Consider the following 23,368-nt stretch of genomic DNA (forward strand, 5'->3'; position numbering starts at 1 on the left):
CAACAGTCCGTCGACCGGCCCACTATCATGGTGGCGCCGGCCGACGGATCGGGTAGGATCGTAAACAGAGATGGCTGTCGGGACCGAGGGCTTGAGCGATCAATTTCAAGCCCTTCGGCTGTTCGTGCAGATCGCGAGAACCGGAAGCTTTTCGAAGGGCGCACGGGCGCTTAAGCTCTCGCAGCCTACCGCATCGCGCATCATAGCACTGCTCGAGGAGCAACTAGCCACGACGCTCTTCACCCGATCGTCGCGAGCGCTCATGCTCACCGATGCCGGCAAAGCCTATCTGTCGCGCGTGCAGCCAATCCTGCAGTCGCTCGAAGAGGCTGACAACGAGATACGCGGAACCGACGCACTGCGCGGTACCTTGCGGATCGCCGTCGCATCGATCATCGCATCGCGAGCGATCGTTCCCCGGCTTCAGGCTTTTGTTGCCCGACATCCCGACCTTGGGGTCGAGCTGTCGATCGACGATCGTCGGCAGGATCTGATCCAGGAGGGGATCGATGTTGCGATCCGGTTCGGCAAGCTGCCGGACTCGACGGCGACGGCGCGCTTAATCGGGCGCTGGCCGCTCGTCGTCGCTGCCGCTCCGTCATATTTAGAGGCTCATGGCGTTCCGGACGAGCCGTCGAGCCTTGAAGATCACACTTTCGTCATCGCCGGTCCGGTTGCGAGCAAGGAACTCTCGTTCCAGCGTGGCAACGTCGAGATCAAGGTACAGCCCAAGGGCCAAGTTTCGATAAGCGCGGCGGAAGTCGCCGTGAGTGCCGTCCGGGCCGGCTTGGGCATTGCCGTTGCGAGCCTTCCAGCATTTAGTGAGGACTTCGACATGGGGTCGCTCGTCCAACTACTTCCCGCTTGGAGCCTCGGCGACATTGAAGCGCACGCGCTATTCCCAAGCGGCCAAGCTCCAAAGCCCGCCGCTCGAGCATTCGTCGAGCATATCGTCCAGGAAATTCGTTCGGTATGAACCGCCATCAAAAGAGACTCGCGGATTCCGATGTTGCGGGCTCTTGCGGGGGCATCCCATGTTGAGCGGACTAGCCGGAGCGCGCCCAATATCAGCCGATCCTAACCCCTCTCTTCAATCAAAGAAGCGGACGTTTGTTCAGGTGTGGCAGTGACCTATGAGTACGGCCGCATTCTGGCGGCGACCGGAACTACCGGCCTTGAATGCGGCTACTCCTTCATTTCGGCATCAGTCCAGATTCCTTGAACGTATCGATCAATGCGTCGAAAAGGCCTAAGTCAGACCGACTACGCGCCATGAGCTGGGCGCCGCTTACAGCGGCGAAAATTGCACGCGCTTGCGACTCGACTTTGTCTTCCGGTGCCGAAGCCGCGGTAAGCATCCTGGAAATCCAGGCTACGTTGACGTCGGCGAAGGTCTGTACTTCCTTCTTCACCGTTTCAGGTAGGTCGTCGTATTCGGCGGCCATGAAGCCGCAAAGGCACATCCGGTTGTCCTCCTCAAGGGCCACGCGCCAGAGGGCTGGATAAGCCTGCAACGATTTGATCGGATCCCCGATCTTCGCCGAAAGCTCCTCCAAATTCGCCGCCGTGCTTTCCCAGTACCGTTTCGCGACCGCAGCGCCGAGATCCGCCTTGCTGGGGAAGTGATGGTAGAGGCTTGGCGCCTTGAGGCCGATTGCCTCCCCGATGTCGCGGAAGTTCAGCCCGCCATATCCGTGGGCCTGCGCCACCCGTCGGGCGGCTTCAAGGATCGGTTCTCTTGCATTCTCACTCATAGCTACGGTTCCTGATATCCTACCAAGTGATAGGTAGGGGTTGACGGCGCAAAACGCTAGAGCTATCTGATTCCCTACCAACCACTTGGTAGGATAAGATCATGTCGGACGCCATTACACAATTGGATGCAAGCGGTATCGCCGAGCTGATCGCGAAGCGGGAGCTCTCGCCCGTCGAGGTCATGCAGGCTCATCTCGACCGCATCGCCGAGGTGAACCCCAGGGTGAACGCCATCGTGACGCTTGCCGACGGTGCCTTGGATACCGCGAAAAAGGCCGAACAGGCGGTACTGTCGGGTGCCTTGCTCGGTCCGCTCCATGGCGTACCGTTCACGGTCAAGGATAGCATCGATACCGCCGATGTGCTGACCCAGCGCGGGTCACCCATCTTCAAGGGCCGCGTCCCCGAGGCCGATGCTACCGCCGTCGCCAGGATGAAGGCGTCTGGTGCCATTCTTCTGGCAAAAACGAATGCGCCGGAATTCGCGACCTCCATCGAGACGGATAACCTGCTCACCGGCCAGACGAACAACCCCTGGAATCTCGACTACACGCCGGGTGGCTCGAGTGGTGGCGAATCGGCCGCGATCGCCGCCGGCATGTCGCCGCTCGGACTTGGTAGCGATCTGTCGATCTCGACTCGGGGACCGGCGGCCCATACCGGCATCGTCGGCCTCAAGGCGACGCATGGCCGTGTACCGCTTACCGGTCACTGGCCACGCGCTCCGCGTCGCCTCTGGCACATCGGTCCGATGGCACGCAGTGTGCGCGACGTGGCACTGGCTTATTCGATCATCGCCGGCCCTGACGGTGCTGACGGGTTCTCCACCTTGCCGCCGACCATCGACCTGGGCACGACGCGGACCCGTCCGCTGCGCGTAGGCTGGCTGGCCTCTCCTGGCTTTTTCGGCCCGATCCATCCCGAGGTCGCGGCGACCGTCAAGGCAGCCGCCGAAGCCCTGCGCGGCTCCGGCGCGGAGGTGGAAGAGGTCAACCTGCCGCTCCTGAGCGACACCGACACCGTGAGCGTCTTGTGGCAACTCCACCAAATGGAGGCAGCGCCCGGGTTCAGGAAAGCCACGGAAGGTCACGAGGATCAGATATTCCGCCACGCCAAGCTGGTACTCGATGGAGCAGACACGTCGATCGAGGACTTCGTCGCTGGCGAGCAGACGGTGGAGCGCCTCCGCGACGAATTCGCCAGTTATTTCCAGCGTTACGACGTGCTGCTGGGGCCCGTGACCCCGTTCCCGGCCACAAAGCACGGCCTGGACGACGTAATCGTGGACGGAAAGGCATGGTCTGCCTTTCAGGTCATGAACGCGACCTCGCCTTTCAGCCTGACCGGCCTGCCCGCGATGACACTTCGCTTCGGGACGAGCAGCGACGGCCTCCCGATTGGCGTCCAGATCGTGTCATCTTGGTACGCGGAATCGACGATGTTCGAAGCCGCGTCGCGTCTTGAGTCCTCCAGTCCGGTCCGCGACATCCGCCCGGTCCTCTGACACCTAAAGGGCGGGAGCAAACCTCCCGCCCCATGATCAAGACAAAGAGGCGTGTGGGCACATCGCTTGTGAATCGCGATGGATAGGCGGTTGCCGACAGGTCGCTTCGCGGTCAGGGACGGCAAAGGTGCGGATATTCGGCAAGGCGTCAAATGTCGCCGTTCAACGTGATAAGAAGGATCCCCAATTGCGGATGGTCTGGTCCTTGCGCACTTGCTTCACTGGCGTCTGTGGGTGAAATCAACCGAAAGACGCAATCGTTGAGACCGCATCGGCGAAGGCTGCGGGCGCCTCCTGCGGCAGATTGTGGCCGATGCCGCCGCTGACCGGGCGATGCTCGTAGCGGCCGGTGAAGCGCGTCCGATAGGCGGTGGGTTCGGGGTGCGGCGCGCCGTTGGCGTCGCCCTCCATCGTGATGGTCGGCACCGCGATCGGGGGCGCCGCCGCCAGCGTCGCCTCGGTCGCGTCGTAGCGCGCCTCGCCCTGGGCGAGTCCCAGCCGCCAGCGATAATTGTGGATCACGATCGCGACGTGGTCAGGATTGTCGAAGCTCTTGGCCGAGCGCTCGTAGGTGGCATCGTCGAAATACCATTGCGGGGAGGCGGTCTGCCAGATCAGCCGGTTGAAATCGTGCCGGTTCTGCTCGTAGCCGATCCGGCCGCGCTCGGTCGCGAAGTAGAATTGGTACCACCAGGCGAGCTCGGCCTTGGGCGGCAGCGGCGCGACATTGGCCTTCTGGCTGCCGATCAGATAGCCGCTCACCGAGACGAGGCCTGCGCACCGCTCCGGCCACAGGGCCGCGACGATGTCGGCAGTGCGCGCGCCCCAGTCGAAGCCGGCCAGCGTCGCGCGGCGGATCCCCAGCGCGTCCATCAGCGCGATCACGTCGAAGGCGAGCGCCGCCTGCTGGCCGTTGCGCACCGCGTCGGCGGAGCGGAAGACGGTGCTGCCATAGCCGCGCAGATAGGGGACGATCACGCGATGCCCGGCCTGGGCGAGCAGCGGCGCCACCTCGGCGAAGGCGTGGATGTCGTAGGGCCAGCCGTGGAGCAGGATCACGGGCGCGCCACTGGTCGGGCCCATCTCGACATAGCCGATCGAGAGCGGGCCTGCGTCGACCTGGCGGATCGGGCCGAAGGGCGCCGGCGCGGCGGCGCGCGCGGCGGTGGCGAGCAGCCCGACCTGGCTGGCGACGACGGCGGCGGCGGCCATGCCAAGCAGGCCGCGGCGATTGGGCTCAACCGCATTGCGAAACGGATCGATCATCATGAGACTCCTAGGGTTTTGCGCACAGAGAGCCACCGGCGGAGGAAATCAGCGGCGGCGCCGTGGCACGCACGCACTGACGGTGACAAGAACGATGCCGGCGAGGATCGCGCTGACCAGGCCATCGGCCATGGAGGAATAGGCTGCCCAGGCGATCGCCATGGCGCTCAGGCCCGGCAGGCTCCAAGAGATCCGCATTGGATCGCGACAGCGGCTGGGCTTGAGCCGGGCGAGAATAATCGCCGCTGCCTGATCCAGTTGGAGGGTGCTGAACTGGGACGCGGCCATCCCCGCCTCTGCCGCAGTCACTACCCCCCGATATCTCAGCCGTATGCAGAAAACGCGCAAGGCTTCGAGTCTGGGATCAGCAAGGCCGCGAGGGCGTCTCCAGCCGAACACCGCCTCGTATGCGGCCGCGCTGCGCGACGCATGCGGGATCGTCGTGAGACTCTCCGTCAGGGCCAGATGGACGACCGACCTCTCGAGCGCTGTAAGCGGCTGGCGAAAGCTGGCCGTGTCTTCGAACATCCCTTCAGATTTCGGGTTGGTCTCCGATAGAGGAAAATGAGCTTGGATAGTCATCGCATCCTCCTTGTCGCTGCGGCAACGGCGATCGTGTCTGCCGCGCCCTCGTCGCAAGCTCCTAGGGACGTGCCTCGCCGGACTGCTCGCTCACCATGAAATCCGCGTACCAGCTCGGCCAGTCCGGATCGGGCTTTCCGTTCCGGGCTTCATGCTCACCGTGGGCCGCTGCGGCGCGACGAAGCGCGTCTTTGAGATCGCGCGTGGACGCGTAGGTGGTAGCACCCGTACCAATCCGCCCCGGAAAGCGGGACGTGATCTCCTGCAACACCCAGCCATTGCCGTCCGGATCGCTGAAGGTCAGAAAGGATGCGTAGGTGCGTCGCTCTGGATCAGGCCCAGACGCGCGCGCGTCCGGGTCGAAGCGATTATAGCCGCCCGACGCATCGTGGAAGACGTCGCTGGGGTTTGCACCATTGGCAGCGAGTTCGGCATGGGCTGCCGCGATATCGGACACCACGAGGTGCACGAACTGGCTCGAGCCTGGAGCCGAAGGCGTGAGGCCCGTACCGATCAGGATCGAACAGGGCGATCCGGGCGGGGTGAATTGCAAGATCCACCCGCCGTCGGTGGTTCGGATATCGGCGTCCACGCGCCAGCCGAGCCGACGATAGAACATGTCCGCACGACCGACGTCCGAGACCGGAATGACGATCGCCTCAAGCTTCATGTCGATTTGGCTGCTCATGATCTTGTCTCCCTTGTTGGTCGATGCGCAAAGGCGCCTTCATGCATCGTGCTTGGCTGCGACGTTTCTGCCGAGGTCGAACTCGACGGCCGAGCGTCGCTGCAGGCCGGCGCGCAGCAATGAGGCGGACCTCGCGCGCGTTTCGTCACGCGCCGTCGACTGGAAAAATTGGGCGAGCACCGGCGGAAAAACGGTGTCCGGCGGCAGGGTGACGTCGTCGACAATGGATTTGGTCTCGGCGAGCGCGCGCTTGTCGAAACCGGCAATCCGGCGCGCGAAGCGATCGACGAAAGCCTCCAGTTCGTCGTCTTGGAGCGCGCGGGTCACATAGCCGTAGCGCTCCGCGAGGGGACCTGGGAAGTCGTCGGCGCCGAGCACGATCTCGAGCGTCCGTCCGCGACCGGCTAGACCTGCAAGGCGTGCCATCGGATTGCCCCCCGGAACCGCGCCGAGACCGACCTCGAACTGACCTAGCACGGCTTTTTCGGCGCTCGCGAACCTCAGGTCGCATGCGAGTGCGAACTCGCTTCCTGCGCCTCGAGCACGACCTCGTATCGAGGCGATCGATACAATGGGTGCCCGGGCAAGTCGGATCATCACATCGATCCAGGGATGGTATCCGGTCGGGCCCGGCTGCATCGCAGCGATGCGCGCCTTGTCGGCCAGCACGTCATAATGCGCGAGGAAGAAGTCGGGATCGGCGCTTGCGAACACGATCACCTTCACATCCGGATCGGATTCGAGCCGTCCTACGAGATCGAACATTTCCTCGATCATGTCCGGATCGATGAGATTGATCGGAGGATTGCGAAAGGTCGCGTGCCAATATCCCGGCGCGGGAAAGGAGAGGGAGATCCGCTGCATGGTTCGGGCTCCTGCTGAGCACCCGGACGCTCCGTCGCGGGTTGAAAGCCAGGATATACTCATGCCGGTTTGATGGAATTGAACCATCGTATGTCTGTGCAATACATCCGTCCGATTGCCAGTGCGATCCTGGATCTGCCACGTATCGGTCATCGGGAATCAAGTGTGATCCCCGTGACGATGAAGTCTACCGATTGCGACATCGCATCCGACTGCCTGCGTTCGACGGCTTTTTTCGTCGCATCGATCATCCGAGGAGATTTAAGATGAACGACAATCAGATCGTTGATTCGAGCTTTACCGCCATCATCAACGCGCCGATCGAAAAGGTCGACATCCCCGCCTGGGCGTTTTCGTTGCCCGACCACGAATATCAGGACTGCTCTGGCGCACATGTCGCCGCCGGCTTCACGACTGGACCCGACGGCAAGCGCATGTCGATCAACGTCGAGATCATCGGTGGCAGCCTCATGGTCCAGCATTATGTCGAGACCCTGGGCGAGAAGGACCACCTGATCCTCGAATCCGTGTCCGACGTTTTCACCCCCAACGGCCGGACGACAATCAACGTCTTCTGGGAACTGAGCGTGAAGCCGCTCGGCGACGGGCGCTGCGAGTTCACCAACCACGTGCGTTCGCACGCCACCGAGGAGCTGCTCAATCTGCTCGATCGTCAGGGCATTCCGTTCGATGTCTTCCGCACGCAGCGGCAGCCGATGTCGATCGCCCATAACCAAGGCGAGACCCCGCTCTTTGCGGCCAGCATCGAGCGCGCGGCGCTCCGCGCCTGACGACCGCACGCAATCGAGGAGATCCGGAATGGAACCGCCCACCTATTCGCCGGCGACGACCGCCCTGCTGTTCGTCGACCCGTATAATGACTTCCTGTCCGAAGGCGGGAAGGTCTGGCCGCGCATCGAGCCAATCGCGAACGAGGTCGGCCTGATCGCCAACCTCAGGTCCATCGTCCGCGCCGTCCGAGCCGCCGGCCTTCGCGTCTTCATCGCTCCCCATCGCCGCTGGGAGCCCGGCGACTATGAGGATTGGTGCCACCCCAATCCGACGCAGCGCGCGATCATCGAGCGGCACAGCTTCGCGCGCGGCGAGTGGGGCGGCGAATGGCACCCAGAATTCGCACCGCAACCCGGCGACATCGTCGCCAAGGAGCATTGGGCACAAAGCGGTTTCGCCAATACCGACCTCGATCAGCAGCTGCGCCAGCACGGTATCACCCACGTCATTCTCGTGGGCCTCCTTGCCAATACCTGCATCGAGTCGACCGGGCGCTATGCGATGGAGCTCGGCTATCACGTGACCCTGGTTCGCGATGCGACCGCAGCCTTCTCCAGGGATATGATGCACGCCGCGCACGAGCTGAATGGCCCGACCTTCGCACACGCAATCTTGAAAACGGCGGAGCTTCTCAACGCGCTCCCGCAGTTGGCTGCCGCGGAATAGCTGCCAATCGAGCCTAAGAGGCGTCTTTTCCTTTGAGGGCAAGGCGCCTCTTCCGGTCTCGCATTGCCCGCCCGGTTTATCGTCAGTTCGGCTGTTCGTCCGAGGCAAGCGCTGCCGGAAGCGTGAAAGCGAAGCAGGCCCCCGTTTCTCCGTTCAGCGCCCGGATTTCGCCGCCATGATCCTCCACGATCGACCGGCAGATCGACAGTCCGATGCCGAGCCCGTCGGCCTTGGTAGTTGCAAAGCTGTCAAACAGATGGTCGGCTATGGCGGGAGAAATGCCTGGGCCGTTATCCTCGATCTCGACCTTGATTTGACCAGATCCGCTCAGCGACGTTCGGATTGCTAGGATTCGCATCGGCCGGCCATGCTGGACCATCGCCTGCTTGGCGTTCACGGCGAGGTTGACGAGCACCTGCTGGAGTTGGGTGCGGTCCGCGTCCACATAAGGCAAGCCTGTGGCCGCATCGAAATGGACGCGCACGTCGCTCGACTGCAGGTCGCGGCGGAGAAAATCCAGGGTTTCGGAGACAATCTCGTTGATCGACTGACGTGTACGACCAGCAGGCGTGCGGGTCGCCATGCCGCGGATACGCTGAATGACGTCGGCCGCCCTGCGTGCGTCTGCGACCATCCGGAAAGCGAGTTGCCGGGCTTCCTCGGCATTGGGCTCGGCGCGATCGAGCCAGCGCAGGCTCGTCTCCCCGTTCGTCACGATCGCGGCAAGGGGCTGGTTCACCTCGTGGGCGATCGACGCGGTCAGCTCGCCGAGCGTGGCAATCCGCGCGGCGTGGATGTAGTCCGCCTGGATTTGTTGGAGCTTCCGCTCGGCATCCAACCGGTCCGTGATGTCGATGACCCCTAGTGTGACGACGCCACGCTTACGCGTCTCGGGCGACCATGCGACAGTGAACATGACGTCGAGCCGGCGACCGGAATGGTGATACAGGCTGGTCTCGCGCACGAAGGTCGGCTGCTTTTCGAGGACTGCGACGAGGGAGTCGACAAAGACGGCGTAATTCTCCACCGGCCAATATCGATCGGTTCCGAGACCTACGATCTCCTCCTTGGTCGCCGCCCCGAACATCTCCAGCGTCTTCACGTTGACATCGAGCACGCGCGTCGCCGCCATCATCTCCCGGACCCGTTCGGGGCGTGCCGCGAAATAGCTGCGTAAATCGATATTCTGCTCGCGCAGCGGGAGGAACATTGCGCCCACCGCGTTGAAGTCGATCTCCCAGAAGGAGACTGCCATGGCTTCGAACAGGTTGCGGAAGCGATATTCGCTCAGCCTGATCGCCTCTTCGTTGGCACGTTGCTCGGTCACGTCGCGGCCGGTCTCGACGATCTGGAAAGGGCGACCGTCGTCATGGCGCCGTACGGACGCTCGAACCTCGATCCGTAACTGGCTGCCATCCTTGGCCCACCGGGCTAGCTCGCCAGTCCAGCCACCGTCGGCGAGCAACGTGGCGTCGACCTCGGCTAGCAGTTCGGGCGGGTCGAGCGGCAACAAGTCCGCGAGGGGGCGACCGACCGCCTCAGCGCGAGTCCAGCCATATTGTGCTTCTGCAGCTGCATTCCACTGGATGATCGTGCCGTCTGGAGCTCGCACGATGATGCTGTCGTGGACCAGATCCAGGATCTCGGGACCGCCCATCCAACCGGTCTGCCCCATGGCGTGCACTCGCGCTAGAGGAACCGCCATCATGCGGCCAGTACGCGATCGAGGCAATCGAGCAGATCACGCATCTCGAACGGCTTGCGCAACAGACAAAGCGCGCCGGTCGCTTTCGCCTCGCTGGCCCATTTGGCAACGTCGCGGGCTGTGATCATGATGACGGGGACGGGATCGCCGGCTGCCCGGAGTCTGCGCAGCATCTCGATACCGGTCATGCCCGGCAAATGGATGTCGGAGATGATGCAGGCGCATGTGCCGTCATGCTCCGCGAGGAATTGCTCGGCTGACGCATAGCCCCGGGCCGAGTGCGCCATTGACCGCAGCAGGCCTGCGAGCGCCAACCGGAGAGACTCATCATCCTCGATAATGCAGATAGGTCTCTCGGATTGCACGGGCAAGTCTATGGTACGCATCGGGAAATTGTCGCAGATCGCGGCCGTGTCGCTAGTATACGTGGGGTGCCCACCGTCATACCTATGTATGATTACCGGCTCTGATCCGGTTTGACCTGCAATGCTTCGGCCATCCGGACGAGATCGGGGAGGGTCCGCGCGCCCATCTTCCGCATAGCGGCGCCGCGATGAATCTTGACCGTGATCTCGCTCAACTCGAGATCGCCGGCAGCCTGCTTGTTAAGCCGCCCGGCCGTGACTAACGCCATCACCTGCTGCTCTCGCGGCGAAAGCGTCTCATAGCGGCTGCGCAAGGCATCCGCGGCCGCAGCGGCGCCCTGTCGTTCGCGATCGCGCTCGATCGCGGTGGTGACAGCGTCCAGCATATCCTGATCGCGAAACGGCTTTGCCAGGAAATCCACCGCGCCCGCCTTCATGCCGCGCACCGACATAGGAATATCGCCATGGCCTGTCATGAAGACGACCGGGAGGTGGATGCCGAGCCTGTTGATCTGGTCCTGAAAGTCGAGCCCGTTCACGCCTGGCAGCCGCACGTCGAGCACAAGGCAGCCGGGCTGACTCCCCCGGTCGGCATCGAGGAACTCCCGCGGCGTACCGTAGGTCCTGACCGCGAGTCCGACCGAGCGGAATAGCGAGTCCAGAGCAAACCGCAGCGACGCATCGTCATCGATGACGTGGACGATCGCCAGGTCCGGTTCAGCTGCGGGCGCCAACCACGGGTCTCCTCGGAAGATCAACGAAAATGCCATCATCGGCTCGCTCTCGTCAACGTCGACCGTATGACCCTGCGGCGCCTGCGGATGGCGAGCATCTGCGGCTATGCGAAAAAAGGGACTTGGATGCCTGCCTCGGGGAGGGGCGGCTATCCAAGTCCCCCGAGCTCAGCGCATCGACCGAAAGCCGGCGCGGAGCTCTGAGGCGAAAAGCTGGGGCTGTTCCCACGCGGCGAAGTGGCCGCCCTTGGGCAGGCGGTTGTAATGGACCAGGTTCGGATAGGCGCGCTCGGCCCAGCTACGCGGAGCCGTATAGATCTCGTCTGGGAAAGCGCTGATCGCGGTCGGCAGCGCCACGCCTTTGGGTGCGAAGAATGGGAGTTTGCTTTCCCAGTAGAGGCGCGCGGACGAGACGGCTGTCCGCGTCAGCCAGTAGAGCGTCACGTTGTCGAGGATATCGTCGGGTGTCAGGCCCTCCGGCTCGCCAGCAAGGGCGCGCGCTATCATTCGATAGCTGCGGATATCGTGATCGAGCATCCAGGCCGCGAGACCGACCGGCGAGTCCTCCAGCGCATAGAGCGTCTGCGGGCGGTTGCCCATCTCCTGGGCGTAAGCGAGGCCATGCTTGTAGAAATCGTCGAGCTGAACCCAGGCATACCGCTCCTCGGCGGAGAGGCCGCTGGGTGCTGGCTCGCCATATTGCAGAGCATGGGAGATCGCCTTCGGCAAAGTCGCGGGCATATTGGTGTGAATGCCGACGAGGCCGGCCGGCTTCAGCAGCGCCATCTGCTCGGTGACGGCATTGCCCCAGTCTCCGCCTTGAGCGACGTAGCGATGATAGCCGAGGCGCTGCATCAGCACCGTCCAAGCTCTGGCGATACGGACTGGATCCCAGCCAAGTTCCGTGGGCTTGCCCGAGAAGCCGTGGCCGGGCAGCGACGGGATGACGACATCGAAGGCGTCTGCCGCCGTTTCGCCGTGGGCTTTCGGGTCGGTGAGCGGCCCGATAATCTTCATCTGCTCGATGATCGACCCAGGCCAGCCGTGTGTGATGATCACGGGAAGCGCATTTTCGTTGGGGGAGCGGACATGGATGAAATGGATATCGACGCCATCGATCTCGGTCATGAACTGCGGGAGTGCATTGAGACGGGCTTCGCATTCTCGCCAGTCGTACCCGCCGGTCCAGCGGCGGGCGAGCGCTTGGATGGTGGCCAAGCGAACACCCTGCGTATCGTCACGGACCACTTCCGGCGATGGCCAGCGCGTCGCGAGCACACGGCGCCGAAGATCGGCGAGATCGTCGGCCGGAAATTGGACACGGAAAGGTCGGATGCCGGTGTTGTCTGCCAGTCCGCGCATGGCGGGGGCCGTCAGGCCGGCCTGGCCTGCGAGGGACAACGCGCCGATGGCGGTCGTCGTGGCAATGAGCTGCCGGCGGTTTGGGCGTGAGATATCCTGATCCACCTGTCGTCTCCCGAAAAGCGCGTCGGATGCCCGACTGACCGGAGGATGTGTGAAGCGGATGCCGGGCGGACACTATTGTACGAGCGTGTCCGCCGCTCATGCCTTGGTATGATCGTTAAACACGTGGACGCCATGAGGAGCATCCATATCGATTTCGGCGCGGCCGGGGCCCGTCACCTGAGAAAGCCCCAAGCTTAATAATAGGGGTCAGGCTCGACGTAACCCGGGAGGTTTGACGACAAAGAGTGCTTAAGCCGCTGTCCCTTTTCGTCCACGAGAACCTCGAGCCTGCCTTCCTCCAGGCCAACAAAGCCGATGCGCGCAACATCGTCCGGATTGCTTTTCGGGAGATTTAGGCCGGCGGTTAGATCGGTGTCGACGTAGCCAACGTGGAGAGCGACGACACGCGTACCCTGCTGCTTAAGGGCGAGCCTGAGATGATTGGTATAGCTCCATGCAGCCGCCTTCGAGACTCCGTAGGGTGTCAGGAAAGGGACTGGCAGCCAGGACGCGTTCGAAAGGATGTTGATAATTCCAGCTTCTTCGCTTCGGGCAAGAATGGGAGCGAAACTTTGCGATACCCGGACAACGCCATGATAGTTCACCTCGAAGACGGCCCTCGAAACCTCCTCGACATGGTCGTCGAGCGCGTCGCGCACGGAGCCTCCGATCCCCGCGTTGTTTACCAGAAGCGTCACGTCGGCCGCCTGCAGCACGGCCGCCGCGACGGACTGGGGATCGGTCACATCGATCTGGACAGGGATGAGACCCGACTCATCAAAGCCTTCCACCTTGCGCATCCCGGCGTAGACTTTCGCTGCGCCCAGTGCTCTTGCCTGTCTCGCAAAAGCCAAGCCGAGTCCGCGGTTCGCTCCGGTAATGAAGACAATCGAGCCTTGCACCTTCATCGGACCGGCCCCCTCGTGTCACCCGGTTCGTTGTGGCCTCCCGCCTGGCAGCCACAATGCGAAGCTGCCACGCGCCGCATTTCAGCGTAACATCGATCGTCAGTGACGAGCAATCTGATCGAAGAAATTTGCTGGGCATAGAAGCCCCGCGGTGGGTCGAATTACCGCAGCTCCATAACGGGGCCTTATCACCAAAAAACAGCGGATCGTAGTTCGTCTACGCACGAGAATGAGCACCGCAAGCACGGCCACTGACCGCCGTTGCGACCAAGCCCGGCGGGTACGTCAGGCCTCTGGTTCAATAATGTGGCATCGCCATTTCGGATCCGCTGGGTTGTCTCAGATGCAGGTCAGCAGCGCGCCCAATTGCCGCCGTTCCCTGACTTTTGAGCATTTCCTAATTGCTGACGGTCAGCTCACACGTTTGACCGCGCCAGTATGACGCCACGAGCGCTGCTCCGCGAGAAAGGCACACCCTACGGCGAGCTTGCGCCCAACGCAGGGCCGCACGCTCGCCGTCATGCAGGTGTCGGCGGGATCTCAGTCCTTCAATAGCGTCAATACGCTGCGCCTGCTCGGACGCTGGATGCGGATGTTCACGATCCGGAACCAGAGCTCGATCGCCATGGCTTACAAGGAGTTTGGCGACGACGATCGGATGCGCCCGTCCAGCTATTACGACCGGATCGTCGATGTGATGGAGGAGCTGGTGCGGATGACCGTGCTAATGCGCCCGCACGTCGCTCAGCTCGTCGACCGATATTCCGAGCGCAAGGAGACCGGTTTACCGGTCGCGCGCGAGGACCATTCGGCGATCGCAATCGGACGGTAAATTCTCGCTCTGGACGACAGGTAACAGGGACCGTGCGTCCTTCAAACGGCACCAAATGGTCGAGCGCTGCCCAGCTTCTCAGCGCCCATTTGTGGTTATTTCCGAGCCTCGGAGCCTACAGGTCATCGAACAATGCAAGCAAGTGGGCATGCCGGACCCGCTCAAGAACGCTATCGAAAGTCTCGAAGGGCTCGCCGGCCGCAATGTGATGTTGGATCTGCGCGAACTGCCCACGAGCAGAGGGCCGAGACTCCGACTTCAGATGCACAGCGTTCGCGAGTTGCTCGGGGCTTGCGCATCCCTTGCGGACCACGCCGCTCAGGGTCTGCAGGACGATTGGTACGTCAGGCTCTTCTCCGGCCGCCACGGCTCTCGCCGCGATGATGCGTGCCGGCATGCCGGCGACGAAGGCGAGGTCCGGAACTAGGCGAACCGCGAAGTGCCGCGCAGTCTCGCATGTCTTGATGAGATGCTCCTTGGTCCCAATCGCACGTTCGAGCTCACAGAGCGGCTTGCCCGCCATCCACGCAGTCAGCAGCGGTCTGATCTGCGGCAGCGCGACCTTCGCCTTGGCAACATTGCCGGCGATCGCCCGATAGTCCTTTCCAAATAAACCTTCGATGTCGTTGGGCCTGATCAGATGCATCAACCAAGCCGGGTTGGCCTCGATCCAGTCGAACAGCGTGTTCATGCAGTCCGTACTGTCACCGTCGAACGCTCCTCCCTCGATCAGCGCTGCCAGACTGGCGACGATCTCATAGGGTAATCCCGCCGACGCGGCGACGCGCTCGAGCCAGGTCAGATCCTGCTTCGGCGCCAGCTCATCGCGACGCGCGAGCGCCGCGTCGATGCGGCTCTCGATCCACTCGGCCTTGCCCTCCTGACGCTTGCGGTACGCGGCGAAGGATCGCCGGATCATCGCTTTGGCAGGTTCGTCGGGCGCATCGTCCTCGCCGACCGGTAGACGGGCGAGGAAATAATCCTCATTGCCTTCATGTGCGTTGGTGTGGATGCGATCGAGCAGGCCAGTGATCGGGTCATCGATCTTCAGGCACTGGTCAGACTGCGAGAAGATGCTCTGCAACGACATCCAGTGGCGATGGATCGTGTTTTCATCGTCATCGATGTTGATGATCTTGCTCGGCACCACCAGTACGAAGCCTTGGCCGCCTTCCCCCGCACGACCCGCGCGACCGGCGGCATTGAGCAATTCGTGCGCGTCGAGTTGCTTGAACTTGTCATCCGACACGTCCCAGCGGCTGTCGCCGGCGATTAGGACCACGTCGCTTGGCAGGTTCATGCCCTGCGCCAGCGTGGAGGTGGCGAAAAGGGCGTCGACACCATCCCGCCGCTTAAACAGCGATTCGTGAAGCATCCGCTCGGGCTTGAGTAGCTGACCGTGGTGACTGGTGGCACTCCCATCGACTTGGCCGGAGGCGTCCAGCTTGAGGTAGCAGTGCTGCGGCCCGCCCATCTCCTCCTCGACCAGTTTGCGCCAGCCTTGCTCCTCCTCGGTGAGCACGACGCGGCGTTTGGGCAGTAGGCTACGAAAATGACGGACGGTAGATTCGGCGGCGGTCGTACTTTGCACGAAGGTCAAGGTCTTCAAACCATCCTCGGCCGCAGCGGCCGCAATCGTGCCAGCGACGATGTTGCCGTTCGGCGTCATATACCAATCGCCGGACTTTTCCGACACGCCGGTGGCGAAGGGTACCGCCTCGTCGAGGAGCGCCATTAGCGCATAGTCGTCGCGGTCACGGGTCGCCCAGGTCTGCCGCAGGCAGAAGAAGGCAAAGGGCTGTGCATCGAGGCGGCTTGCGAGAGGCTTGGGTACGCCCTTGGTGGTGGCGGTAAGCTGCTCCGTGGCGAGCAGCTCGTTGAGCGCGGTGATGCGTTCAGCTTCGTAGGCCACGCAGCCGCGTGCCTGGCGGGTCGGTTTCCATGCGAGATCGAGCGGGAGGCACGGGCGGCCGGTGAGCTCGGTCACCCAGCCCGCCATCTCTTCGGCATTTTGCATCATCGCCGATACGAGCAGCAGGTCGGCATCGGGCGCATAGCTGGTGAGATTGAGGATGCACAGCATTGCGTCGATCGCCCGCCGGCTGCGGTCGGATTCGCGAGGATGAAGGAGGTGGCACTCGTCGAACACCACCAGCGCGACCTGCGCGAACGCTTCCGGCTGTATCGACTGCAGCACGAGACAGCGCTCGGGCGTGGTGACGATGATTTCGGGAAGATCGAGGAAATCGGAGAAGGTGATCTCGTCGTCGAGATCGCCAAGCACGGTGAAGTCCTTGAACGCATTGCCCAGTGTGAAGGCGGTCTGGTCAACTAGCGCCAATGTCGGCGCGAGCACAACGACCTGTCCGCCGCCCAGCAGCGCAGCAGCGATCTTGAGTTCTGCCAGCGTCGACTTGCCGCCCCCAGTCGGGAAGCTTACTGCCGCGGATACACCCTTGGCGAGATAACCCTTTTCCAGCGCTTCGCGGTGATTCCGCCAGAGATAAGGACGCTTGCGCGCGGCGCGGCGAATAACCTGCCACCACGCGCCCGGATCGACACCATTCGGCGCGGGAACTCGGCACAGGGCTGATTGGGCCAAATCGCCCGACACAGCCAGCAGCAGCTTGGCGATATGGAGCGGCCCGGGAAAGGCACTGAAGACCTGGGGACCATCAACCTCGAACACGTCGTCGATCGGGGCGACGCACAGGGCGCGTACCTGGGCGAAGATGCGGCGTGATTCTGACATCGCGTCGGCAGCGGCACCTTCACGTGGAGCGACGAGCAGTTCGCGCGCGAGCTGGATGACACCCGCGTGCAGCCGGCGCAGCAGCGCCTCCACCGCGATACCGCTTGCGCTCGTATCGGATGGAGAATCGTAGAACTCGAAATTGTCTTCATCGACCTCGCTGGTGATCACCTCGCGCAGGCGGCCGGTGGCCAGGTTGCCGATCGCGGTCACCAATCGAGCCTCGGCGCTCAGATCGCCGTCCGGGCGCTTGAGCCGCTTGGCCATCTCTGCGGCATCGCTCTGCGAATCCGCGATCAGGAACAACAGCGTCGCGCAGATGTCGTGATCGGCATGGATCGCGTTGATGCTGGAGAAGCGCGGCGCGCCGTCGGCGACGACGGTCTCGGCCATGAGACACAGCTGGTGCGCGGTGCCCGCCACGAACCCGGCCGAGGCGCGGTCGGCTCGCTCGGGCGTGGTTGCGACGAGGAGTTCCTGGGCCGCCGCCAGACGGCGCATTTCGGCGAGCAGCTCTATAACGGCTTCGCCGCGCTGCTCGAGGGTCGCGAGACCGCGCAACCGAACTCGCGCCGCGACGATCTCGGCGAAGGCGTTGGTGAAGCGTTGCGGCAGCTCGGAAAAGTCGAGGTCACCAAGCGGCGGCGCGCGGCCGATCAGGTCGATCGTGACAGGATCAAACATCGTCGCGCCAAACCTCGATCTGCTTGATAGCGTTGGCTGAGAAAACCTTCATCCAGTCGCGCAGCTTGGGGATGGCGATGGTTTCGGCCTGGCGGCGAGCCGCGAGCCCGGGCGCCACGTCGTCAAACCCCTTGAACAGTGCCGCGCGCAAGTCATCATCGTCGTGAGCGGTGTCCGCGGTAACTGCCACACGAAAATGCCGGGCCTCCTCCCAGGCGATCCGTTCCACCGCACCATCAATATCCAACTCGGGGAGTCGTTGTTGATGGGCTTCGAGCAGGCCGCCCGCCTCCGGGATCAGCTCATTCATACGTAGTCCGCTTTCCAAGTCTCGAATGCCCTTCCACACATCGCCAGCGATCGTGCTGCGGGGGTTCTCCGTCGCCTTGTCCTCGAAAATGATGACCGCCGTGATGGTCTTCCCGGACTCGTCGAGTTTCAACTGGAAGCCATCGAAGCCCTTGTGCGCATGAATCATATGCGGCGCGCGGATTACAGCCCCGGCTTCGGCACGGTGCGCCGCGATCCACGAGATCGCTTGGAAGACCCAGCCATCGCGATGATATGGCGGCTTGTCCTTGGGCACGGTCAGTAGTCTGATCGCTCCGGCCGCCGTGTCGGCGCGAGTGGCGGGCGGCCGTTTGTCGACGCCGGCTAGGATCGCTGCGACATGCCGCGCCTGCCCGAGCGCCAGCCGCGCGACCTTACCCGCAAGATCGTCCTCGTCAGCAATGGTCCATCGCGAACCGTGACACAGTGTTCCGTGCGATATCGGTATCAGCGTCAGAGGCATCGTGCCTCCGACAACCCCAGCCCAGCCATGGCCCCTCCCTAATGATGCCAAACACGGCATCCGCTAATATATATAAGTGACACCACTGGAACATATCGAAGCGGAAGCGGACCAAATTGAATGCAACTGATCGCGAGACGTCGATTTTCCAATATCACCCGAAATCTCATATATATTTGCGGTAATCTGAACTCTCTGTCTGGCCGTCAGTGACGTATTTAAGAACCTCTCCTACCATTCTAGCTGCCCGGATAGGAATGGGCAGACGCTGGTTCATCTGCGTCGAGTTCCAGTTGATCTTGGTCAGCGAGAACACCTCCGCCGCGATCTCGGCGACGGTGCTGTCGCACGACTTGTGCGGGCAGAGGAGCAGGGGGCGAGGGTCGTAGGTACCCGGATACGTCCCGTAGTATGGGATGCTGCCGATCGTGTAGAGCAGGCCCCGGCCGCCGAGATCGACGAACGTGCCGCGCAGCACGGGATAGTTGCCATCGCGCAGCACCTTGATCGATCCCGATTCCTGCACCCAGACCAGATCCCGCATCGCGATGCCGGCCTCGCCGATGGCATCGAGGATCCCATCGGCTTCGTCCTCGCGGAAGCGCGACGTCTTCAGCACGATGATCCGCGCCGGCAGCGTCATGTGGTGCGCCTTGTAGGCGGCGAGCACGTTGCCGACGAGGTCGCGCGCATCCTCGCGCGTCATGTAGGGGTGCCTTCCGCGGCTCTCGGTATGGGCGCGCTTGCCCTTGAGGACGAAGCCCCGGCCACGCTCGTCGAACATCTGCGCCGCGCTGGTGAACAGCTGCTGCCCGCCCGCCTCGCGGTAGAAGCTGATGCCGACGTAGCAGGCAGTGTACTCGCCCTCTCTCGCCATCCGCCGCCAAGGGATCCGGCCGCTGCCCTTGTAGTAGAGCGTGGTCAGGAGGTTCCAGCTCCGTCCGGCCATGTCCTGGATCTTGCGGGCGCTGCTCTCCTTCACCTTCAGCGGGATCGCGGCCTTCTCGTCGACGACGTCCTCCCAGACGATCTGGATCGGGAAGTTGAGGCCCATAGCCTTCGCCTTGAGCATGCCGCGGAAGTTCGGCGCGTCCGATCCGCTGCTGTCCTCCTCCTCGAGCGTGCCGCCGGCCTCGACCTTTGCGCTCCAGACCCGCTCGATGAGACGGACGGGCAGCGCGACGATCGCGACGTCCGGGCGATGACCACCGTCGTCCAGCGCCTTGAGCTGATCGATGATCGCGACGACCGCCATCTCGACGGCGCGGCCATGATCCGGCTCCTTGGCGATCTTGTCGATCGTCCCCTGCGTCAGGGTCGACGTGGCCGCGTCGTCCACGTCGAAGCGGCACCGATAGGGATTCTGGTTGCCGAGCCCTGGGAACGCCGGGTGCAGATTGGGATGCTTCTCGGACTTGCCCGCCATGCCGCCTGCCGCGGCGGCAAGAAACTTCTTGGTGTCGGCGATCGTCTTGGACGACCCGACGACGCCGATCTGGATGACCTCGCCGACATGGGTCTGGAGCGGGCCGGCCTCGGTCAGCCCGAGACGCGGATCCTGATGGTGGTGGCGATCGCCGAACTCCAGTTCGGGCTCGTCGAAGATGTCGCTTTCGAAGTCGCTCATCCCAGCATCCTGAACTGTTCCTCGCGCGGTTCGGATTCGGGCTGCTTGCCGCTCTTCCTCTCGCGCTTCTCCTTCCTCTCCCGCTTCTCCTCTTCCGTCGGCCCCCAGGCGTCTTCGGGCACCCGGGTCTTCAGTTGGATGCTCGGCGGGGGACCGAAGAGCAGCCGGCCCTCGGTACCGTCGATCTCGTCATTCGCCGGATCGTCCAGGCCAGAGGTTAGATCGAGAAGGTCCTTCGTCGGCGGAAGCTGGTCCCTGGTCAGGAACCGGTGCCACATGATCACCTGTCCGCGCAGGGCGGAGCTGTTGTCGAGCCGCTTCTTTCCCGACAGGAGGGCGGCGGGATAGGGATGGGGCGCGAACCCGTTGGTCGTGAAATGGTAGGTCGGCGTGACGACCAGATACCATTGGCCGACCAGCCGCTCGAACCGGGGCGCGAACGCGTGATGGCGGACGAACGCTACCTTGTCGGGCTCGGTCTTCGACATGACGACGTTGACCACGTCGGTGTCGGCCTCGCGCTTCGAGGCCGTGTAGGTGAAGGTGCGAGTGGCATTCTCCTCCTCGGCTCGGAAGTAGAGGAGCTTCTTCGATTTCTCCCACCCCAGATCGCCGAAGTTCTGGTGCTTCAGCGTGCTGTTGAGGAGGTAGATAAAGTTGTTCTGCTCGAGCTCGTCGTCATGGAAGGCGATGTCCTCGGTGTCGATCACCTCAACCTGGTCGATGTCGATGATCTCGCGGCAGCATGATGTGCGGGGATCGTGGAACGACCAGAACTCGTCGCCGCGGATCACCCAGTCGAACCTGACGGGCTCGTCGCCGTCGAAGAGGATCGCGGCGGCCTTCTTCGCCGAATAGGGAGTGGTCGCGACATACATCTCGCGGGGCAGGGTGACCGGAAGGATGTTGACGAGCGCGGTCTCGCCGCCGCCCAGTGGCGGAACATAGTAGCCGGGGCCTGCCTTCGGCACGGTGAGCGCCGCGAGACGATCGACCGCGTCCCCGTTGAGGATGTCCTTCGCCTTGTCGAACTCTAGCCGGCGCTCTCCTTCGGTGAACCCGACCGGCACCTGCTTCCAGAAGTAGGTCTCGTCCGACTTGCGGTAGAGGACGATGATCACCGGCAGATTGGACGAACGCCAGTACTCGAGATCCTCGATGCGGAGGAGGTAGCTGAAGCCGGCGTCGTTTTCGCCCGTGTACCTCTGAGACTCCGTCGCCTTGACCTGGACGGCGATCATCCGGGCGAGCGGGCGGCCGTCGTCCATGACCTCGGCGATGCCGTCCACACCGGCTTCGAGGCGCGACCGGCCGTCGAACTGGAAGCCTATGTTGAGGAACCGGAGGCGGGCCGCCGCCTCGCCTATCTCGCCGATCATCTGACTGGGAGTGAGGCGCTTCGTCATGCGCCTTCATTAGAACAAGTCGCGAACCCCGACCAACCTGAAAATCGTTGAAGACGATCAGTCATCCACAGTCTCGTCAGTTGTAGCGATCGTCAGGCGCGGGCGATCAGCTACCGCATTTTAAGCCCCTGCTGACAACCTTGGGGAAAGGCAGCTAACTACGCCACTCGGCTGGAACCAGTCCGTCGCCTAACGGCCAGCACAGGTCATGCTCGTCGTCTGATCGACCAGATCAGGCTAGACAGACTCGTGATCAGCGCGGCTACAGCCGTCAGCAGGGTTGGATCGATATGCATCGAGCGACTCCTTCGAATCACTCGCTAACCTATTTGGCACTATGTAGGAAAGAACAAATTTAGAACGAGGCGGATGCTGGATCTCCGGACCGTTGCGCTCTCTCCCGAAACGGGCCTGTCTCTCATCGGCCAGATGAGGGCACAAAAATACCCGTTAGTCGATGTCTGCACGCTTCCGCGTCGCTTGGTAGAAGGGGAGCGGGAAAGCATAGGAGGGTAGTGGTGGCTTCTGTTCTCGACGCGCGCCGCCCCGATGCTAAGGAAGCTCCGATGCGCACAGATCTCGACCATCTACCCCACGCCAAGCAACGCGAACTGGAGCGGGTCGTCCATATTCTTTTTGAGGAATTCGAGGCGGCCAAGGCGCGTGCGACCGGCGAACGCAAACGTGGCAAGATCCTGAAGGTCATCCTCTACGGTAGCTATGCACGCGGCGGTTGGGTCGATGAGCCCCATACAGCGAAGGGCTACATCTCGGATTTCGACCTGCTGATCATCGTGAATCAGCGCGAACTTGCCGAGCGCGAGCAATGGGTCGATGCCGACGATCGCCTAGCCACAGACCTTGTCGTCAATAAGACGCTGCACACGCCGGTGAACTTCATCGTACACTCGCTTCAGCAGGTGAATGACGGCCTTGCGCATGGGCGCTTCTTCTTCATGGATATCGCCGGCGATGGGATCGCGCTGTACCAATCCGATGACACGCCATTGCACACGCCGAAGCCGAAATCTTCAGAAGAGGCTCTCGCAACTGCAAAGGACTATTTTGCTGAATGGTTCCCAAGTGCAGGCGGAGTTTTGGATACGGCCCGATATGTTCTTGGCAAGGGGCGGTTGAAGGAGGCTGCCTTCAACCTTCATCAGGCGGCTGAGCGCCTCTACCACTGCGCGATGCTTGTCTTAACTTTCTATACACCGCACAATCACAATCTCAACTTTTTGCGCAAGCAGGCCGAGAAGCTTGATCGGCGGCTCTACGACGTGTGGCAGCGCGACGATCGTAAGCACCGCGCGATGTTCGAGAAGCTTAAGGAAGCCTACGTCAAGGCCCGGTACTCGAAACACTATGAAATTAGCGAGGACGAACTGATCTGGCTCGGGCAGCGGGTCGAACAGCTAGGACAACTCGTCCATACTATTTGCACTGAGCGGATTTCGCATCTGTCGCAATCCCTCTGACGATCTTTGAACATTGGTTAGCGGTCCAGAGATCGCAATTTCAAATGTATGGCCTTGTTGATAATATCTCTTTCGGCATAGAGGTCAGAATGGAAACAATCGAAAGTCGAGACACGGGCGCAAATGGCCTTGGTTCGGAGCAATCGCCCCGAGCTTTCGATTGGTTTTGGCGGCCTTGGTACGCTAAGCTTCTCGTGGTCCTTGCAGTTCTCTATTGGGTCGGCCTTTACACCATGCTTCTAATGCCGGTTGAATGGTTGAGCGGCTCTGTTACAGGCGGCATGGTCTGGCTCATTCTCCTTTTCAACCCTTTTTCGGTTATCGCAATCCTCGGCTTCGGGTTTCTGAAGGCCAAGGTCGCCTGTGGAGATTGGATCATTCTCCCCGGCGCGCCTCTCGAAATTGTCGAATGGCAGCGAAGGGAACGCGAGGCAGCTTACATCAACCCCGCGGATGCTCGGTCCGGTTACATGCACCAAGATCATCTTGACGGCCGATAG

The 23,368-nt window shown here is 62.4% G+C and carries 20 protein-coding genes and 1 pseudogene; 7 read left to right on the top strand and 14 right to left on the bottom strand.

What is annotated here, in order from left to right:
- Positions 1 to 70: 70 nt before the first annotated feature.
- Positions 71 to 976 (top strand): LysR family transcriptional regulator, encoded by a 906-nt coding sequence (locus tag HZF05_RS10760; protein ID WP_160366045.1) that lies wholly within the window; start codon positions 71 to 73, stop codon positions 974 to 976.
- Positions 977 to 1,193: 217 nt separating this feature from the next.
- Here the strand turns inward: HZF05_RS10760 and HZF05_RS10765 are convergent, their stop codons facing one another.
- Positions 1,194 to 1,754: a TetR/AcrR family transcriptional regulator gene (locus HZF05_RS10765; protein ID WP_160366046.1), complete on the bottom strand. Its 561-nt coding sequence runs from the start codon at positions 1,752 to 1,754 to the stop codon at positions 1,194 to 1,196.
- A 101-nt stretch (positions 1,755 to 1,855) separates the two neighbouring features.
- Between HZF05_RS10765 and HZF05_RS10770 the strand changes: the two genes are divergently transcribed.
- Positions 1,856 to 3,259 carry an amidase gene (locus tag HZF05_RS10770; protein WP_160366047.1) on the top strand — a complete coding sequence of 468 codons (1,404 nt, stop codon included), beginning with the start codon at positions 1,856 to 1,858 and terminating at the stop codon, positions 3,257 to 3,259.
- Between the two features lie 240 nt (positions 3,260 to 3,499).
- Here the strand turns inward: HZF05_RS10770 and HZF05_RS10775 are convergent, their stop codons facing one another.
- From HZF05_RS10775 to HZF05_RS10790, 4 genes are all read right to left on the bottom strand, one after another.
- The gene (locus HZF05_RS10775) at positions 3,500 to 4,528 is read right to left on the bottom strand and encodes an alpha/beta fold hydrolase (protein ID WP_220129794.1); all 1,029 of its coding nucleotides are present in this window, start codon (positions 4,526 to 4,528) and stop codon (positions 3,500 to 3,502) included.
- 45 nt (positions 4,529 to 4,573) lie between these two features.
- Complete coding sequence (locus HZF05_RS10780; protein ID WP_160366049.1) at positions 4,574 to 5,107, bottom strand: hypothetical protein; 534 nt, start codon at positions 5,105 to 5,107, stop codon at positions 4,574 to 4,576.
- A 61-nt stretch (positions 5,108 to 5,168) separates the two neighbouring features.
- Positions 5,169 to 5,795 carry a VOC family protein gene (locus tag HZF05_RS10785; RefSeq protein ID WP_160366050.1) on the bottom strand — a complete coding sequence of 209 codons (627 nt, stop codon included), beginning with the start codon at positions 5,793 to 5,795 and terminating at the stop codon, positions 5,169 to 5,171.
- 39 nt (positions 5,796 to 5,834) lie between these two features.
- Positions 5,835 to 6,812, bottom strand: coding sequence for an enoyl-CoA hydratase/isomerase family protein (locus HZF05_RS10790; protein ID WP_220129795.1), 978 nt, complete (start codon positions 6,810 to 6,812; stop codon positions 5,835 to 5,837).
- A 113-nt stretch (positions 6,813 to 6,925) separates the two neighbouring features.
- On the opposite strand from HZF05_RS10790, the gene HZF05_RS10795 reads away from it, so the two are divergent.
- Complete coding sequence (locus HZF05_RS10795; RefSeq protein ID WP_160366051.1) at positions 6,926 to 7,450, top strand: hypothetical protein; 525 nt, start codon at positions 6,926 to 6,928, stop codon at positions 7,448 to 7,450.
- Positions 7,451 to 7,478: 28 nt separating this feature from the next.
- Entirely contained in the window at positions 7,479 to 8,117 is a 639-nt protein-coding gene (locus HZF05_RS10800) for a cysteine hydrolase family protein (protein ID WP_160366052.1), read from the top strand.
- A gap of 82 nt (positions 8,118 to 8,199) precedes the next feature.
- Here the strand turns inward: HZF05_RS10800 and HZF05_RS10805 are convergent, their stop codons facing one another.
- The 5 genes from HZF05_RS10805 to HZF05_RS10825 form a co-directional block, all read right to left on the bottom strand.
- Positions 8,200 to 9,792: a sensor histidine kinase gene (locus HZF05_RS10805; protein WP_160366053.1), complete on the bottom strand. Its 1,593-nt coding sequence runs from the start codon at positions 9,790 to 9,792 to the stop codon at positions 8,200 to 8,202.
- 29 nt (positions 9,793 to 9,821) lie between these two features.
- Complete coding sequence (locus HZF05_RS10810) at positions 9,822 to 10,208, bottom strand: response regulator transcription factor (RefSeq protein WP_281367501.1); 387 nt, start codon at positions 10,206 to 10,208, stop codon at positions 9,822 to 9,824.
- Positions 10,209 to 10,279: 71 nt separating this feature from the next.
- Positions 10,280 to 10,960 carry a response regulator transcription factor gene (locus HZF05_RS10815; protein WP_246331872.1) on the bottom strand — a complete coding sequence of 227 codons (681 nt, stop codon included), beginning with the start codon at positions 10,958 to 10,960 and terminating at the stop codon, positions 10,280 to 10,282.
- A 129-nt stretch (positions 10,961 to 11,089) separates the two neighbouring features.
- Positions 11,090 to 12,283, bottom strand: coding sequence for an epoxide hydrolase family protein (locus HZF05_RS10820; protein ID WP_246331874.1), 1,194 nt, complete (start codon positions 12,281 to 12,283; stop codon positions 11,090 to 11,092).
- Between the two features lie 299 nt (positions 12,284 to 12,582).
- Positions 12,583 to 13,296 (bottom strand): SDR family oxidoreductase, encoded by a 714-nt coding sequence (locus tag HZF05_RS10825; RefSeq protein ID WP_160366056.1) that lies wholly within the window; start codon positions 13,294 to 13,296, stop codon positions 12,583 to 12,585.
- 487 nt (positions 13,297 to 13,783) lie between these two features.
- On the opposite strand from HZF05_RS10825, the pseudogene HZF05_RS10830 reads away from it, so the two are divergent.
- Positions 13,784 to 14,128: pseudogene (locus tag HZF05_RS10830) on the top strand (NADPH-dependent FMN reductase family protein); the annotation flags it as partial.
- A gap of 115 nt (positions 14,129 to 14,243) precedes the next feature.
- On the opposite strand, the gene HZF05_RS10835 reads toward HZF05_RS10830, so the two are convergent.
- From HZF05_RS10835 to HZF05_RS10850, 4 genes are all read right to left on the bottom strand, one after another.
- Entirely contained in the window at positions 14,244 to 17,564 is a 3,321-nt protein-coding gene (locus tag HZF05_RS10835; protein WP_160366057.1) for a DEAD/DEAH box helicase, read from the bottom strand.
- A complete protein-coding gene (locus HZF05_RS10840; protein WP_160366058.1) occupies positions 17,557 to 18,357 on the bottom strand; it encodes a hypothetical protein in 801 nt (266 codons plus the stop codon). Before HZF05_RS10840 ends, HZF05_RS10835 begins: the two co-directional genes overlap by 8 nt.
- A gap of 166 nt (positions 18,358 to 18,523) precedes the next feature.
- Positions 18,524 to 19,984: an argonaute/piwi family protein gene (locus HZF05_RS10845; RefSeq protein WP_160366059.1), complete on the bottom strand. Its 1,461-nt coding sequence runs from the start codon at positions 19,982 to 19,984 to the stop codon at positions 18,524 to 18,526.
- Positions 19,981 to 21,390: a DUF4365 domain-containing protein gene (locus HZF05_RS10850; RefSeq protein WP_160366060.1), complete on the bottom strand. Its 1,410-nt coding sequence runs from the start codon at positions 21,388 to 21,390 to the stop codon at positions 19,981 to 19,983. The genes HZF05_RS10845 and HZF05_RS10850 overlap by 4 nt, the downstream gene beginning before the upstream one ends.
- A 566-nt stretch (positions 21,391 to 21,956) precedes the next feature.
- Here HZF05_RS10850 and HZF05_RS10855 point away from each other — a divergent pair.
- The gene (locus tag HZF05_RS10855) at positions 21,957 to 22,868 is read left to right on the top strand and encodes a nucleotidyltransferase and HEPN domain-containing protein (protein WP_160366175.1); all 912 of its coding nucleotides are present in this window, start codon (positions 21,957 to 21,959) and stop codon (positions 22,866 to 22,868) included.
- Between the two features lie 89 nt (positions 22,869 to 22,957).
- Positions 22,958 to 23,368 (top strand): hypothetical protein, encoded by a 411-nt coding sequence (locus tag HZF05_RS10860; protein ID WP_160366061.1) that lies wholly within the window; start codon positions 22,958 to 22,960, stop codon positions 23,366 to 23,368.

The organism is Sphingomonas chungangi, assembly GCF_013778325.1.
GTDB lineage: Bacteria > Pseudomonadota > Alphaproteobacteria > Sphingomonadales > Sphingomonadaceae > Solisphingomonas > Solisphingomonas chungangi.

Excerpts from the sequence above, each read along its gene's own strand:
- HZF05_RS10790 (WP_220129795.1), bottom strand. The coding sequence starts at position 6,812 with ATGACCGATACGTGGCAGATCCAGGATCGCACTGGCAATCGGACGGAT.
- HZF05_RS10765 (WP_160366046.1), bottom strand. The coding sequence starts at position 1,754 with ATGAGTGAGAATGCAAGAGAACCGATCCTTGAAGCCGCCCGACGGGTG.
- HZF05_RS10770 (WP_160366047.1), top strand. The coding sequence starts at position 1,856 with ATGTCGGACGCCATTACACAATTGGATGCAAGCGGTATCGCCGAGCTG.
- HZF05_RS10760 (WP_160366045.1), top strand. The coding sequence starts at position 71 with ATGGCTGTCGGGACCGAGGGCTTGAGCGATCAATTTCAAGCCCTTCGG.
- HZF05_RS10850 (WP_160366060.1), bottom strand. The coding sequence starts at position 21,390 with ATGACGAAGCGCCTCACTCCCAGTCAGATGATCGGCGAGATAGGCGAG.
- HZF05_RS10820 (WP_246331874.1), bottom strand. The coding sequence starts at position 12,283 with ATGCGCGGACTGGCAGACAACACCGGCATCCGACCTTTCCGTGTCCAA.
- HZF05_RS10845 (WP_160366059.1), bottom strand. The coding sequence starts at position 19,984 with ATGAGCGACTTCGAAAGCGACATCTTCGACGAGCCCGAACTGGAGTTC.
- HZF05_RS10825 (WP_160366056.1), bottom strand. The coding sequence starts at position 13,296 with ATGAAGGTGCAAGGCTCGATTGTCTTCATTACCGGAGCGAACCGCGGA.
- HZF05_RS10810 (WP_281367501.1), bottom strand. The coding sequence starts at position 10,208 with ATGCGTACCATAGACTTGCCCGTGCAATCCGAGAGACCTATCTGCATT.
- HZF05_RS10835 (WP_160366057.1), bottom strand. The coding sequence starts at position 17,564 with ATGTTTGATCCTGTCACGATCGACCTGATCGGCCGCGCGCCGCCGCTT.
- HZF05_RS10780 (WP_160366049.1), bottom strand. The coding sequence starts at position 5,107 with ATGACTATCCAAGCTCATTTTCCTCTATCGGAGACCAACCCGAAATCT.
- HZF05_RS10795 (WP_160366051.1), top strand. The coding sequence starts at position 6,926 with ATGAACGACAATCAGATCGTTGATTCGAGCTTTACCGCCATCATCAAC.
- HZF05_RS10860 (WP_160366061.1), top strand. The coding sequence starts at position 22,958 with ATGGAAACAATCGAAAGTCGAGACACGGGCGCAAATGGCCTTGGTTCG.
- HZF05_RS10840 (WP_160366058.1), bottom strand. The coding sequence starts at position 18,357 with ATGCCTCTGACGCTGATACCGATATCGCACGGAACACTGTGTCACGGT.
- HZF05_RS10815 (WP_246331872.1), bottom strand. The coding sequence starts at position 10,960 with ATGATGGCATTTTCGTTGATCTTCCGAGGAGACCCGTGGTTGGCGCCC.
- HZF05_RS10800 (WP_160366052.1), top strand. The coding sequence starts at position 7,479 with ATGGAACCGCCCACCTATTCGCCGGCGACGACCGCCCTGCTGTTCGTC.
- HZF05_RS10855 (WP_160366175.1), top strand. The coding sequence starts at position 21,957 with ATGCGCACAGATCTCGACCATCTACCCCACGCCAAGCAACGCGAACTG.
- HZF05_RS10805 (WP_160366053.1), bottom strand. The coding sequence starts at position 9,792 with ATGGGGCAGACCGGTTGGATGGGCGGTCCCGAGATCCTGGATCTGGTC.
- HZF05_RS10785 (WP_160366050.1), bottom strand. The coding sequence starts at position 5,795 with ATGAGCAGCCAAATCGACATGAAGCTTGAGGCGATCGTCATTCCGGTC.
- HZF05_RS10775 (WP_220129794.1), bottom strand. The coding sequence starts at position 4,528 with ATGATGATCGATCCGTTTCGCAATGCGGTTGAGCCCAATCGCCGCGGC.